Below are 13,145 nucleotides of genomic sequence, written 5' to 3' on the forward strand. Positions count from 1 at the left end.
CGGCCGTTGCGAGCGGTGTTGTTTTGCCGCGGCTGCCAGCGAGCGCGCGCTTTCCCGCCGGCATGGCCATCGATGAAGAGTGGCCGCAACTCCACTACGCGTTGAATCTCTTTCAGCAGGCTCCCGTGCAACCGGAAGCGCAGGGCGATCTGGCCGTGCAGAGTACCCCCATCGAGACCGCGACTCGTACATCGATCGTAATCCCCGGCGACGAGGCGTTGGCGGCCCAGCAAACCCCCCTCTCGCGTCCCAATATCAATCCCTACGACCGCGATGTCGTCTTGACCGTTCCGCTCATTTTCAATCGACGGCCGCTCGGCGAATTGCCGGTGGTGCTGACCGCCGATGACCGGTTTCTCGTCGATGCGCCAGCCTTCCTCGCCCTGATCGGGCCGCTTCTGACACCGGACGGACAAGCCGAACTGGCCGCTCGTCTGGAAGGCGTGGATAGCTTTCCTTCCGAGCAGCTCAATGCGGCCGGGATCACCTTGAACTATGATCCGGAACAGCTGGCCGTCCTGGTCATCCGGATCGATCCCTCTCGTCGTGCCGTCGAATCCCTCTTCACTGCCGGCCAGCGCGAGCCAGACGGTATACCGCCCAAGGATTTCAGCGCTTACCTCAGCACCAACTTGCTGCTTGAGCGGCGGAGCATCGGTGGAATCAGCAAACCCGGTCTGTTGCTCAACGGTGCGGCTCGGTACAAGACCTTCGTCCTCGAAGCGGATTTCCAAGGTCGCGAAGATTTTTTCGACAATTCCTATGATTTCGACCGTCGCTACGTCCGGCTGGTCTATGATCAGCCCGAGGATTTTCGCCGCTGGTACCTGGGTGACATCGAACCGGAAATCCGGGGACGCCAGGGGTTCGTCAATCTCGGGGGGATCGGGGTCGACAGACGCCGCAGCCGCTTCGATGCGTTTCGCAACAGCGTGCTCTCTAATGCGAGGCAGATCGTCCTGCAGCGCGATTCCACGGTCCGCGTCTATCGTAACGGCATTTTGTTCGAGGAATTTCTGCTCGATGCGGGGCAGTACGATCTGAGCCAATTGCCGCTCTCGATAGGCAGCAACAACGTCGAACTCGAGATTCAGGATCAGGCGGGGCGCCTGGAACGGGTGTCCTACACGGCTTATCTCGATCCCATCGATCTCGATCCCGGCGATTATGAGTACGGGGCCTATTTGGGCGTTACCAGCCGCGGCGCTTTCGGTAGCCCCGATTACAGCGATGGCGAGCTGGCCTTCACCGGCTTTTGGCGAAAGGCCTTCTTTGATCGCCCTGCGATCGGCGTCGGCTTGCAGCTGTCCGAAACGGTTCAATCGGTCTTCGGCCAGACCCAGTTCATTCTCGGCAGCGGCGGTCAGTTGCAGCTGGACGGCGCAGTCAGCAACTCCGATGCGGGCGCCGGGTTCGCCTTTGCTGCCGGCTACAACCAGCTCATCAATCGCGGCGCCGTGAGCGATGCGTTCTCATTCGTGGCGGATTACACGTCGGAGGACTATGCGACGCTCGGCAACTTCTTCCCGCAGAACCAAATCTCCTGGAACTTTTCCGCCAATTACGCGCGAATTTTCTCGCCCCGTTTCAGCATCACCGCGTCCGCATCCTATCAAATCAGTCGGGCCGAGCTGTTTTCCGACTCGTACAGCCTTAACACCACTGCGAACTATCGTTTCTCTCCGGAATGGTCGGTGCAATTCGGAGTGGAATATATCGATACCGGAAGCCGGATTTCCAACCGACGCGATGGAGCAGGTTTCCTCGTCGGATTGGTCTGGCAGCCACGTTACGACCGTCGCGCGGATGCCCGCTATTCCTCGGCACGAAATTCGGGTTCGGTCAGCTATCGCCAGTCTAGCGACGGCCGCGTGGGATCGCTCGGTTACGGCATTTCCTCGACCTATAACGACGGACCTGCTACGATATCGGGGCAGGCGGACTATATCGCCAACCGTTTCGATGCGAGCGTGGCGCACACCAGCTTCGGCCGGAACTTCGGCGACATCACCGACGAGCAGCTCACCACGCTGCGGATCGGCACCGCGATTGCCACCTCCGGCGGCAAGGTCGCGATTGGGCGCCCGATCTACGACAGCTTCGCGATCCTCTACCCGCATGAATCGCTGGGCGATAGACAGGTCATCGTCGGGGAAGATTTCGAGAATGGCGATTACAGCGCCGCCAGCGGCGCCCTGGGGCCGGCGATGACCGGCTTCCTGACATCCTACGTCAATCAGCAAATTCGCTATGACGTGGTCGACGTCCCGGTCGGATACGACATTGGCGAAGGGGTGGTGCGGGTGCGCCCGACCTATCGCAGCGGTTACGCCATCGAGGTGGGGAGCGCCGCTTTCGTGAGCGCGCTCGGACGGTTGGTTGGCAGTGGCGATCGCCCCGTGGCGCTCGTTTCCGGGCGCGTCACCACCGAAGGTGCAGCCGAGCCACAGCTGTTTTTTACCAATACGGTAGGCCGGTTTGCCATCCAATCGCTCGAGCCTGGGAAGACTTACCGAGTCGAGTTGTTCTCCAGTCCGCCCACCGAGTTCGAGTTCACCGTACCTGCCGACAACACCGGATTGCTCGACCTCGAGACGGTTTCCGTTCCCCTCGACATCTCCGCCGAATGAAGCAAAGGATAGTGCCCATGAGCCTGCGCCCCTCGTTTCTCCCTCTGGCGGTCGCGATCGCAAGTTTCGGCGTCCCCACGCCGGCTTTCGCCGAGTGCCGGTTGACCATCGAACCCGCGCAGGATGATTGGGCAGTCCGCTACGATCCCTACGCCCAGGACGTGGCTATTCGCCAGTTCGATGTAGCGTTCTACAACGGCGGCGATACGCCCTGCGAGGGCACGGTCAGTGCGGACCTCCAGGGCGAGCAATACGGTCTGTCCAAGATCGGAGGCGGGGAGCGGATCGCCTATGCCCTCACCGACGAGCGGAACGGCACCGACATTACTCCCTTGGCGGGAAGCGGAATGCGGCGGCCCCAGGATCGCCCCGTGAGCATCGCTCCGGGAGAACGGTTATTGATCCGTTTTTCCTTCATGCCGGATACATTCTCGAACATGTCTGCCGGCAATTACGTGCAGAACATCCTCCTCGCGGTGGAGGACGCATTCGGCGCAGCGATAGGACAACGACCGATCGTCTTATCCTTCGATGTCGTTCCTACCGCGCTGATCGGCCTGAAGGGCAGGTTTCAACGCAGCGGCGGGGCCGCATCCATCGATCTCGGCGAATTGACGCCTGGTCAGAAGTCTCTGGGTACCTCGCTCTACGTCCTCAGCACCTCGGGGTATCGGGTAACGATGAGTTCGCAAAATGCCGGCCGATTGAGGCTGGGGCAGAGCGACTGGTATGTCGATTATTCGCTCGGTCTGGATAACGAACAATATGATCTGTCCGCAGCTTCCGTTCTGGCACAACCTTCGCAGTCGGCTCGTGCGGACGACTATGATCTGGACGTGGTGATCGGCGATGTGGCCGGCCGGCGGGCCGGAGCTTATTCCGACACGATCGTCTTCACGGTTGCGGCAATGTAACGCTTAGGATCGGGCTTAGCCGGCTGGTTCAGACCGGTTGGATCGTTAGCGACAGGATCAACGGCGATTCGAGCCGCACTTCTTCGAACCGATAGTCTACCGTTCGAATGGTCGCGGTGCTGGAAGAACGCAGCAACTGGTTCCCCGACGGTGCGAGGTTCAGCCTCGTTCCGTCATATACGAGCTGAGCCGCTTCGTTCATCACCAGCGGGCGATAAATGGCAGCGACGATGAAGCCACCGGGATTGTTGCAGGCTTCGATCACCGAACCGCCAATGTCGGTTTGTGCCTGTACCTCTCCGGCAGGCTGGATCCAGCAGGCGACGGGCACGCGGGCACGAAGATTAAATGTTCCTGCCCCCGAGCGAGCTTCACTTGCGGACGGCCAAGCAGCGCAAGTAAGCGAGATTCCGACCGCGAAGGTGGAAGCCAGATGTGAAAGGTATCTGCCCATCGGATAGCCTCTTGGTTGATCCCATTTCGCTATCGTTATAGGCGCAATCTTAAGATTCAGACGCCAGTCAGCCTTACCGCGTCCTTAACTTTCGCCAGCCCAAGAGTGTTAGGAGGGAGTAAATAAGGCTACCTAACCAGTAATCAGCAAGCTTGATTTGCTTCCTGTGAAAGGTGTTACCGTTAGTTTAGATGATATGCGACATAGATGATTTTCAGAATTAGGTCTAGTTCGTGTATCTGCGGTGTTTGCCTCACTCAAAAACTCATCTATGATCGCAGAATATTGACCTGATGCTGTTAACATTCGACGTGCTTTAGGACTGAACGATAGCCCCCCTGAGCCCAACGATGCCAAATATGACATCTGTGTCTAGGAAGGTGTATTCAATCCGCTTCGAAACTGGTTGACGTGAGTTTGTCGCGGTTGCAAATGGCTCGTCCACCGTCTTGCATGTATAAGACAATGCAAAAAGGCGTTTTCTTGTTCGGCTAAGTCGTTGAAAAGCGGGTGTAGCTCAATGGTAGAGCAGCAGCTTCCCAAGCTGACGACGAGGGTTCGATTCCCTTCACCCGCTCCAAACCTGCCGGAGCTCGCTCGTCAGCAACTTGCGATGATTTGATCCACGGACTTCGTTGTCATTTAACTGAACGGATTTAGAAAAGAACGGCGACTTGACCTGACGTTGCGTTGATGAAGTGCTATCGTCTATTAGTCCCTCTATCCGAATTTTGCCGAAGGCAATCTTTCAATGTGTGACCTCGGTAAGGCTGATGAGCGTAACGAGCCGATCGCGAATGGCGATATGAGCCTCGTGGGGCAACGAATTCAGGCAGGGCGGTATTTTGGCTATCTCCCGCCAGAGCACAATGGAAATGGATCATGGTTTGTTCGTGTCTATGACAAGCGTGCTTGTCGGTATCACCAGAAAAATCTCGGCTCTTTTGGTGGGATGTCCGAGCATGAAGTATTCACGACCGTAAAAGCGGAAGCTGAAAAATTCGCGGAGGAAGTCGAGGCGGGTGAGTTTTCATCTCGAGATATCAATGATTCGGATGACCTGACCGATTTACTTTGGTCGCAATTTAGTAGAGCCGAGGCCGAAAATTTTACTGTCAATAAGGTCGATAGAACACTGTCTCTTATTTCGCGTGGTGCCGGACCAGTTTTGTTCGTGCTGGCGCTGGTTGGCCTACTCACGGTTGTTATCTGACTTCCTCCAGGTAAGAGATCTGAGGTGCAGAGTTTAATTAAAACAAAATCTTCCGTCTCAACAGTTTAGCGTGTGCGCCAGGTGAAAACGGAAGTCGCTGCGTAGTTCCAGACCACGCCCATGAGAATGCCGGCAAGCGCAGCCGCCCACCAGACATACTCGAACGATTTGTACAGATACCCGGCGATCCCGACGTTGGCGATCGCGCCGACCGAGCAAACCAGCATGAAGGTCAGCAGCCCCCGCGCAACCGGGATCAAACCCTTGAGCCGCCGGTCCCGATAAGTGAGCGTGTTGTTGACGAAGAAATTGAACACCATGGCTACGCCGGTCGCGACCGCCTGGGCCCATAGGAAACGGGGATGGCCCAGCGCCACCATGACCCCGAGCACCGCCATGTGGACGAAGACGCCGAGGCCGCCGATGAACATGAAGGAAAGGAAGCGCGCCGGGACGACATGGCCGACGAGCTTGTCGACCAGCAGCAGCAGATATTCCCAGACGATCATCGCATCGAGCTTGCTTTCGCCTGCGGTGCGTGACCGGAAGGTGTATGGCACTTCCTTGATCCGCAGCGGACGCGGGGCGGAAGCGATCAGGTCGAGCAGGACCTTGTAGCCTTGACCCGAAAGATCGCGGACCGCGCTGTAGAGCGCTGGCCGGGTTATCGCGAAGAATCCGCTCATCGGATCGCTGATTTCGGTCGAGGCGATCAGTTTGGCGAGCCTGGTCGCCGTCGAGCTTACACGTACCCGGCTCTTTTCCCATTCGCCGGTGCTGCCTCCATCCACGTATCGCGACCCGATCACCACATCGGCTTCCTCCTTTCGCAAAAGCGCGAGCATCTCCGGGAGGACACGCTCGTCATGCTGAAGATCGGCGTCGATCACTGCGATATAGGGCGAGACCGTGCTCAACATGCCTTCGGTCACTGCGGTCGAGAGTCCCCGCCGACCGATCCTATGGAGGACGCGCACGTGCCCTTTCCGCATCGCCAGCTCGGCGAGGATATCGCGGGTGCCGTCAGTCGAATCGTCGTCGACGAAGACGATTTCGAAGCGGATGCCTGACAGCGTCTCTTCTATCGCTTGGGTTATGGCCCGCACGTTGTCCCGTTCGTTGAAGGTCGGGACGATGACCGAAAGTTCGATGCCACTCGCACCAACTACATCCCCAGCTCGCATCGCGCGCTCTCGCGATGGTTGCCACCTTGCATCGAAATCGCGAAGGGCCGGGTCAAGTTCCATGTGCGCATAGATACATGGGCTGTTATAGTTAACAAATCACTGAAATGACGATTGGTACCGCCAACTCTGGTTTGTCGGCCGCACGCTACTGACACCCCTGCCGAAAGCCAGTCTGAGTGCGGCGATCCTCAAGAGCGATCCGATGTCTCCGCGGGCTGCCGACGCATCGAAATCCGAAGGATCGGACCTGGCGGGTCCTACCCGCCTCTCGATCATCGCCTCGGTCAGCGCCCTGTTGTGGCTTTCGGGAATAGCGACGTTGGCCCTTTTGGTCGGCTGATTCGAGCGGGGCCGACCCGGCCCGAATTCGCTATCCTGCGCGCATGTCGACCGGTATGGCCGGATCACTCCGTTCCGTTTCTCCCGCGACATCGCGCTCTTGGGGATATGTTCGCGCTGCCATGTGAAATGTCGCTGCGCACGGTTAGAACGGGAAGCGGGGAGGCGGACTGTCCGAACGCATCTGTTTTGAACGATGGCACATCCTTCAGTCACATTGGATAACTGCGCCGACGAGCCGATCCACATTCCCGGCCGCGTGCAGTCGCGCGGCATGCTTCTCGTCGCCGACGAAGCCGGTTGCCTGACCCATCTCTGTGCTCGCGCCCGGGAGCGCTGGGACGGGTCCACGCGCACCTTGCGCGACATGCTCGGCGAAGAGGCCGAGGATGCGGTCAGGGTGGAGAGGATCCATCCGCGAGCCTCGCATTTCTTCCAACACGGCGTCGCGGTGTCGATACCGAAGCTTGGCCTCTCGCTGGCGGTGGCGAGCGCTCACCAATTCGCCGGGCGACAACTGGTCGAGATCGAGCCGATCGAAGCTGCGACAGTTGAGCCCGAGACGGCCAGATGGCTTAACCAAATATTGGGCGAGGATCTGCAGGCGCGGGATGTTCGCGCCCTGCTGCATTCCGTGTGCAAACGCGTCCGAGACCTGAGCGGATACGATCGGGTGATGGCCTACCGGTTCGACAGCGATTGGAACGGAGAGGTGATCGCCGAAGCGCAAGGCGAGCTTGTATCGTCCTATCTGGGCCTGCATTTCCCCTCCACCGACATCCCGCACCAGGCGCGCGAACTGTACCGGCGTCAGTTGACGCGTTGCATCGACGACGTCGAAGGTCAGCCCGTCCCCCTCGAGGCAATCGATCCCGACGATACCGCACCCGTGGATCTCAGCTTTTGCGATATCCGGGCCGTATCGCCAATCCATATCAAATACCTGCAGAACATGGGAGTGACCGCGAGCCTGACGGTGTCGATCGTCATCGACGACGCCTTGTGGGGCCTGCTGGTCTGCCATCATTATGCCGGGCCGCGAAAGCCATTGCCCAAGATTCGGAGCGCCATACAGACAGCATGCTATCTCGTCGGTACGCGGATCAAGACCATCGAACGCGCTCACGAGCAGGCCATGGTGGCCCTCGTGAACGATTGTGCCATTGCGATGCGCGAATCCATGGGGTCGGGCGAGGGCGAGGATGAAGATGGCAATGAGAACGAGACGTTCGCAGCACGGATGGCCGCGGCATTCGCGCCTCTTGCCGAGAACTGGGAATGTGCGGCGCTGATCGTCCGAACGCCCGAAGATACGGTACGCTGGGGTGCCAGGGCGGGAACAGGGTCGGCGATGCCTTATCACGGGCCCCCGATCGTCTCCGATCGGTTCGATCCCGGCCCGCAGCGCGATCTCGGCGTGTCCGAGGAGATCGTAGGCGGTGCGCTCGTTCCGCTCGACGATGATGGAGCCTATATCTTCTTCGGACGCGAAGAGGCCCTGAAAACCATCGATTGGGCCGGCGAGCGCGACAAGGTCGAGGTCGTGACGGAGAACGGCCGCACCCGCCTTTCGCCGCGCAAGTCCTTCGAACTCTGGCAGGAAGAACACCGCGCCTGTTCGCGCAGTTGGTCGGTCGCGGAGAAGCGCGCCCTGGAGCGATTGGGCGGCACCCTGCGTTACCTCTACGCGGACCACCGGCGCGCCATTGCCAACCGCAAACTGGCGGCCATGGAGCGATTGAGCGCGCTCGGCCAACTGACCGGCGGTGTCGCGCACGACATTAACAACATCCTTGCGATCCTGGTCGCAAATCTCGAACGCCTCGAGGATGCCGAATTGTCCGACGAGCATCGGCGCGGCATCAACGCGATGTTTTCCGCGACGGATCAGGCAGTCACTCTCAGCAATCAACTGCTGTCCTTCGCCCGGCGTCAGGCACTCGATCCGAAGCCGTTCGACATCGCGGACGTCCTCGGGGGGTTCGGAAATCTGATCGAGCGCGTTCTGCCAAGTCACATTTCCTACCGTTCGCAGGTCGCGACCGATCTGCCCTGGGTCCTCGCCGATCGGGCCCGATTGGAAAGCGTCCTGGTCAATCTCGTGATGAATGCGTGCGACGCCCTGCAGGATCAGCAGGCCGGCGAGATCGTGATGACCGCGGCGCCTGCGAAACTGACGGACTGGATTGCACGGAAGAGAGGCATCCCGCCCGGAGATTACGTGGAACTGGTCGTCAGGGACAACGGGCCAGGCATCGAGGAAAAGATTCGCGAGCGCGTGTTCGACCCCTTTTTCACGACCAAGGGTGCCGGACAGGGTCACGGCCTCGGCCTGTCCACCGCCTATGGTTTCATGAAGCAGACCGGCGGCCACATCGAGGTAGAAGATTCCACACGGACGGGGGCGGCGATAAGACTGATACTGCCGATCGCGCCTCCTGCCTCGATCACGGCCGACGACGCTCACCACGATGTCTTCGAAAAAGGCGCGGAAGACCATGTTCTTATCGTGGAAGACGACGCCAGCGTTGCCGAAGCGCTCGCCAATCAGGTCCACCGCCTGGGCATGGGTCCGGAACTGGCGGACACCGCCCGGGCGGCGCTGCAACTGCTCCGGAAAACACGCCCCGATATCCTGATGACGGACATCAACATGCCGGGATCCAACGGCATCGCCTTGGCGATCGAAGCGCGCGCGCTGTATCCGGATTTGCCGGTGCTATTCGTCACGGGGCAGCCCCAGGACGATGAAGCCATTCCGCTCGATCCCATGATGAAGGAGACCACCGAAGTGCTGCGCAAACCGTTTCGCAGGACGGCGCTGGCAAAGGCTCTGAACCGGACCAGAGCGAAAATCGGTGGAAAATCCAACCGTTGAACCGCTTGAGTAGCATAGGTTAATTGACGCTCACTCTCACGTGCGTTAAATCGCACCCACACGGAAAGCCTAGTCAATTTATAACACAAAGGCGGTCTGTATGGGGTTATATGAACATATACGTCGTAGACGACGACGAAAATCTGCGCGAGACGCTTGGTAACCTTCTCGAACGGGAAGAAGATCGTGTGCAGTCATTTGCAAACGGTCGGGCGTTTCTTTCGGTTTCAAACGATCTTGCACCAGGCTGCGTCCTTCTCGACTTGTGTCTACCGGACATGGACGGGTTGGAGTTGCAGCAAGCTCTTGTGGAAGCCGGGAGCCGACATCGCGTCGTTCTTCTCACGGGGTTCGGCGATATTCCGGATGCCGTCAACGCGATGCGCGCGGGCGCGGTCGATTTCCTGCGCAAGCCGTTTCGCCGGGCCGAATTGTTCGAAGCGGTCGATCGGACGCGCGCGAAGATTTCGCCTTCGCCACAAACACCTCGCGAGATGGAACAAATCGAGCGTTTCAAGGAGCTGACGCCCCGCGAGCGGGATGTCCTCGACGCCTCATCCGGTGGCGGTGCCAGCAAACAGATGGCGCACGATCTGAAGTTGAGCGTCCGTACGGTCGAGATGCACAGGTCCAACATCGTGCGAAAACTCGAAGTGCCCAACTTCGTGTCGGCACTCCTGGTGGCTCAGGCTGCTGCACAGGCCAAGAATTAACAATTCGTAGCCAACTACTGTAGTCCCGGGCCCCGACGTTATCGAATAATCCCGAGATTGTCAGACGTCTGCTCTCGCGGCAATTTAAGGCACAGGCCAACCCAAGGCAAATGCTGCGGGAGACTTGGGAGGTGTCGATGGCTTACCATGAAGAATTCAATCCAGGCCCCCCGGTAAGCGAAACGCTCGTCGGTGGACTTTCGCTTTTCCCCGGGCTTTTCGAAACCGGTGCAATTCCCCACATCCTTGCGCTTCTTGCGCAATATTGCGAGGGAGAGACCGCTGCGCTGGTGCGCTCCGGGCCCGAGGAAAACGCGGTGCTCTTGCGTCACGGACCATTCCCCTCATCCGGGATCGCGGTTGAAGAATTCGTACCTCTTGCGATGCTTCGCGATGCCTGGTCCGACGGCCAATTCTTCAGCCATGGCGAAATCGTCGGTGTCGTGTGCCACGAAATCGCCGCCGACGAATTTGTCGCGATGCTGTGCCGGCGGCGCTCCGATGCCCTTCTCGACGCACGCGCGAAGACGGCGCTGGCTCTTCTGGGGAAGGTCGCCGGACGTCTCATGCACCTGCGGCGCGAAGTGTCGCAAGCCGGAACGCAATTGCAGCAGCAGGTCGCGCTGACAGCCAGGCTGGAAGACGCCCTGAAGCACGATTTCCTGACCGGACTGTGCAACCGGGCGGGGCTTCGCGCGGAACTGGATGGCTACATCGAACGCGGCGAGCCCTGCGCACTCGTGCTCCTCGATCTCGACGATTTCAAATATCTCAACGACAGTTACGGGCACGATGTCGGGGACGCGATACTGCGACACGTCGCCCAGGCATTGCATCAGGGGACGCGCGCGCCCCATGTGATCGCCCGCCTGGGTGGAGACGAGTTCGCGATGCTGATTCCCGGCATCGTCGATCACGGCGCGCTGAGGAAGCGGATCGGGTCGCTCTGCGTGGCCGCAGCCAAGCCGTTCGCATGGGACGGCCGGGAAATCACCTGCAACATCAGCGCCGGCGGCTGCCTGTTCCCGGCCGACGGACGTACGCTCAAGGAACTCTATCGCCATGCCGACGTAACCTTGCGCCTTGCAAAGCAGATGGGCGGCGGCGGGGTCAGAGTATTCGACGCGGATGCGCGCGCCGAAATCGATTCCGAAAGCGACACAAAGGCAATCATCGAAGACGCGATCCGCCACGACCGCATCGTTCCCCACTACCAGCCGCAGATCGACCCCCGGACCGGCAATCTGATCGGCGTGGAAGTCCTCTCCAGGATCGAGGACGGCAATGGCAATCTGCTGATGCCCTGCGCCTACAGGAGCGCGTTCCAGCGCTCCGACCTGTCGCGGGTGCTGCGCAGCGCCACGATGAACAGGGTTCGCCGGGACATGGAATGGCTCGCCTCGAACGGCATTGTGCTCGACCGGGTCGCGATCAACATCTCGACTTCGGAAATCGTCGATCCCGATCTGCCGCAGATTTTCGAACAGCTCGGCCTGCCGCCCGAGAAGGTGGAAATCGAAATCACGGAAGACGTGATGATCGGGCGCACCGGGCACCGGATCAGATCGATCGTCGAGGGTTTGCGCGACCACGGCGTGCGCATCGCACTCGACGACTTCGGAACCGGCTTCGCTTCGCTCGCACATCTGGAAAGCTATCCGGTCGACACGATCAAGATCGACCGCACCTTCGTGCAGTCGCTCGGGCGGACGACGAAAGGCAGTGCCATCGTTCGGGCGATCATGCAGCTCGGTCGCGATCTCGATCTGGAAGTCGTCGCCGAGGGCGTCGAGACCGATGCGCAGCTGCAATTCCTGAAGAAGAACGGCTGCATGAACGTGCAGGGCATGTTGCTCGCGCCGCCCCTGTCCATTCACGAACTGGCGATTTTCGCCGGTCGTGGGATCGAGGTCGCGGCATGAACGCCCTGCTCGCCAACACCCAGCGAAAGGACCATGAGATGAGCCTTGTTGCAACGGCGACCGCGCCGCATGACACGCGCGGGCTTTACGAAACGGACGGCGGCTACGCGGTCGACCGCCGCGAACATCAGCGTGTCATGACGATATACCGGGTCGCCCGTGTCCTGATGCAGGACGATCAGGCTTTGGCACTGCTGCGGAATATCTCCGACAAGGGTGTCTCGCTCTCGATTTCCCGGACGATGGATCCCGGTGAACACCTTCGCGTGCAACTGTCCGATTCCGTAGAGGTTCAGGGCGAAGTCGTCTGGTCGCAACAGGACATGTGCGGGGTGGAATTCGATCAGGCCGTGGACTGCCGCGCGATCCTCGGCCAGCTCGTCGAAGAGGCCGCCACGGGAAAGGCGCGCGCCCTGCGCCTTCCGACGAATGCTCTGGCCATGGTCGATTCCGAAGCCGGCATGGTCGCGGCTCGCATTCAGAACGTGTCGCAGGCGGGCGCCGCGTTGAAGACCCGTTCGAATTTCAAGCCGGGCATGCATGTGCGCATCCGCACCGTCTCCGGAATCGAGCGTCGGGGAACGGTCCGCTGGTCCGACGATGGCTGGGCGGGGGTACAATTGATCGAGCCGATCGGTCTGCGCCAGCTCGGCTCGGCAAGATTCTGGGAGACAGACTGATGGAAATGCAGACGGCCCTGAGAGTCCAGCCATGCGCGATGGAGGATTTTACCTTGCGCCTGTTCGATCGGCGCAGCGGCGTGTCCGACGTTCGCGAGTTCGTCGCGTCTTATCCGGCTTGCGTGGAGACGGCCCGAGCGATGGCGATCAATAGCCAGTTCGAAGTCTGGTCGCGCGGGAAGCGTCTGTTTTCCTTCAATCCGTAGCCGGTTACG

At 59.9% G+C, this 13,145-nt stretch carries 10 protein-coding genes and 1 tRNA gene; 9 read left to right on the top strand and 2 right to left on the bottom strand.

Annotated elements, in window-relative coordinates:
• The first annotated feature begins 62 nt into the window (after positions 1 to 62).
• Positions 63 to 2,630 carry a hypothetical protein gene (locus ACGHN1_RS03715; RefSeq protein ID WP_390548441.1) on the top strand — a complete coding sequence of 856 codons (2,568 nt, stop codon included), beginning with the start codon at positions 63 to 65 and terminating at the stop codon, positions 2,628 to 2,630.
• A 17-nt stretch (positions 2,631 to 2,647) separates the two neighbouring features.
• Positions 2,648 to 3,544, top strand: coding sequence for a hypothetical protein (locus tag ACGHN1_RS03720; RefSeq protein WP_390548443.1), 897 nt, complete (start codon positions 2,648 to 2,650; stop codon positions 3,542 to 3,544).
• Between the two features lie 28 nt (positions 3,545 to 3,572).
• On the opposite strand, the gene ACGHN1_RS03725 is transcribed toward ACGHN1_RS03720, so the two are convergent.
• Complete coding sequence (locus ACGHN1_RS03725) at positions 3,573 to 3,998, bottom strand: hypothetical protein (RefSeq protein WP_390548444.1); 426 nt, start codon at positions 3,996 to 3,998, stop codon at positions 3,573 to 3,575.
• Between the two features lie 506 nt (positions 3,999 to 4,504).
• On the opposite strand from ACGHN1_RS03725, the gene ACGHN1_RS03730 reads away from it, so the two are divergent.
• A tRNA-Gly gene (locus tag ACGHN1_RS03730) sits at positions 4,505 to 4,578 on the top strand.
• A 171-nt stretch (positions 4,579 to 4,749) separates the two neighbouring features.
• A complete protein-coding gene (locus tag ACGHN1_RS03735) occupies positions 4,750 to 5,211 on the top strand; it encodes a hypothetical protein (protein WP_390548446.1) in 462 nt (153 codons plus the stop codon).
• Between the two features lie 65 nt (positions 5,212 to 5,276).
• Here ACGHN1_RS03735 and ACGHN1_RS03740 read toward each other — a convergent pair whose 3' ends face one another.
• Positions 5,277 to 6,395, bottom strand: a complete 1,119-nt coding sequence (locus ACGHN1_RS03740; RefSeq protein ID WP_390548448.1) for a glycosyltransferase — start codon at positions 6,393 to 6,395, stop codon at positions 5,277 to 5,279.
• A gap of 559 nt (positions 6,396 to 6,954) precedes the next feature.
• Here ACGHN1_RS03740 and ACGHN1_RS03745 point away from each other — a divergent pair.
• From ACGHN1_RS03745 to ACGHN1_RS03765, 5 genes are all read left to right on the top strand, one after another.
• A complete protein-coding gene (locus tag ACGHN1_RS03745) occupies positions 6,955 to 9,615 on the top strand; it encodes an ATP-binding protein (protein ID WP_390548449.1) in 2,661 nt (886 codons plus the stop codon).
• 110 nt (positions 9,616 to 9,725) lie between these two features.
• Positions 9,726 to 10,328, top strand: a complete 603-nt coding sequence (locus tag ACGHN1_RS03750; protein ID WP_390548450.1) for a response regulator transcription factor — start codon at positions 9,726 to 9,728, stop codon at positions 10,326 to 10,328.
• A 137-nt stretch (positions 10,329 to 10,465) separates the two neighbouring features.
• Positions 10,466 to 12,250, top strand: a complete 1,785-nt coding sequence (locus tag ACGHN1_RS03755) for a putative bifunctional diguanylate cyclase/phosphodiesterase (RefSeq protein WP_390548452.1) — start codon at positions 10,466 to 10,468, stop codon at positions 12,248 to 12,250.
• Complete coding sequence (locus tag ACGHN1_RS03760; protein WP_390548454.1) at positions 12,247 to 12,930, top strand: PilZ domain-containing protein; 684 nt, start codon at positions 12,247 to 12,249, stop codon at positions 12,928 to 12,930. The genes ACGHN1_RS03755 and ACGHN1_RS03760 overlap by 4 nt, the downstream gene beginning before the upstream one ends.
• Complete coding sequence (locus tag ACGHN1_RS03765) at positions 12,930 to 13,136, top strand: hypothetical protein (protein WP_390548456.1); 207 nt, start codon at positions 12,930 to 12,932, stop codon at positions 13,134 to 13,136. Before ACGHN1_RS03760 ends, ACGHN1_RS03765 begins: the two co-directional genes overlap by 1 nt.
• The last annotated feature ends 9 nt before the right edge of the window (positions 13,137 to 13,145 follow it).

Source organism: Qipengyuania sp. MTN3-11 (assembly GCF_042851825.1).
Lineage (GTDB): Bacteria > Pseudomonadota > Alphaproteobacteria > Sphingomonadales > Sphingomonadaceae > Qipengyuania.

What these genes read in the sequence shown, in the direction of transcription:
- ACGHN1_RS03760 (WP_390548454.1), top strand. Translation starts at nt 12,247, where the DNA reads ATGAACGCCCTGCTCGCCAACACCCAGCGAAAGGACCATGAGATGAGC.
- ACGHN1_RS03740 (WP_390548448.1), bottom strand. Translation starts at nt 6,395, where the DNA reads ATGCGAGCTGGGGATGTAGTTGGTGCGAGTGGCATCGAACTTTCGGTC.
- ACGHN1_RS03755 (WP_390548452.1), top strand. Translation starts at nt 10,466, where the DNA reads ATGGCTTACCATGAAGAATTCAATCCAGGCCCCCCGGTAAGCGAAACG.
- ACGHN1_RS03725 (WP_390548444.1), bottom strand. Translation starts at nt 3,998, where the DNA reads ATGGGCAGATACCTTTCACATCTGGCTTCCACCTTCGCGGTCGGAATC.
- ACGHN1_RS03715 (WP_390548441.1), top strand. Translation starts at nt 63, where the DNA reads ATGGCCATCGATGAAGAGTGGCCGCAACTCCACTACGCGTTGAATCTC.
- ACGHN1_RS03765 (WP_390548456.1), top strand. Translation starts at nt 12,930, where the DNA reads ATGGAAATGCAGACGGCCCTGAGAGTCCAGCCATGCGCGATGGAGGAT.
- ACGHN1_RS03720 (WP_390548443.1), top strand. Translation starts at nt 2,648, where the DNA reads ATGAGCCTGCGCCCCTCGTTTCTCCCTCTGGCGGTCGCGATCGCAAGT.
- ACGHN1_RS03735 (WP_390548446.1), top strand. Translation starts at nt 4,750, where the DNA reads ATGTGTGACCTCGGTAAGGCTGATGAGCGTAACGAGCCGATCGCGAAT.
- ACGHN1_RS03750 (WP_390548450.1), top strand. Translation starts at nt 9,726, where the DNA reads ATGAACATATACGTCGTAGACGACGACGAAAATCTGCGCGAGACGCTT.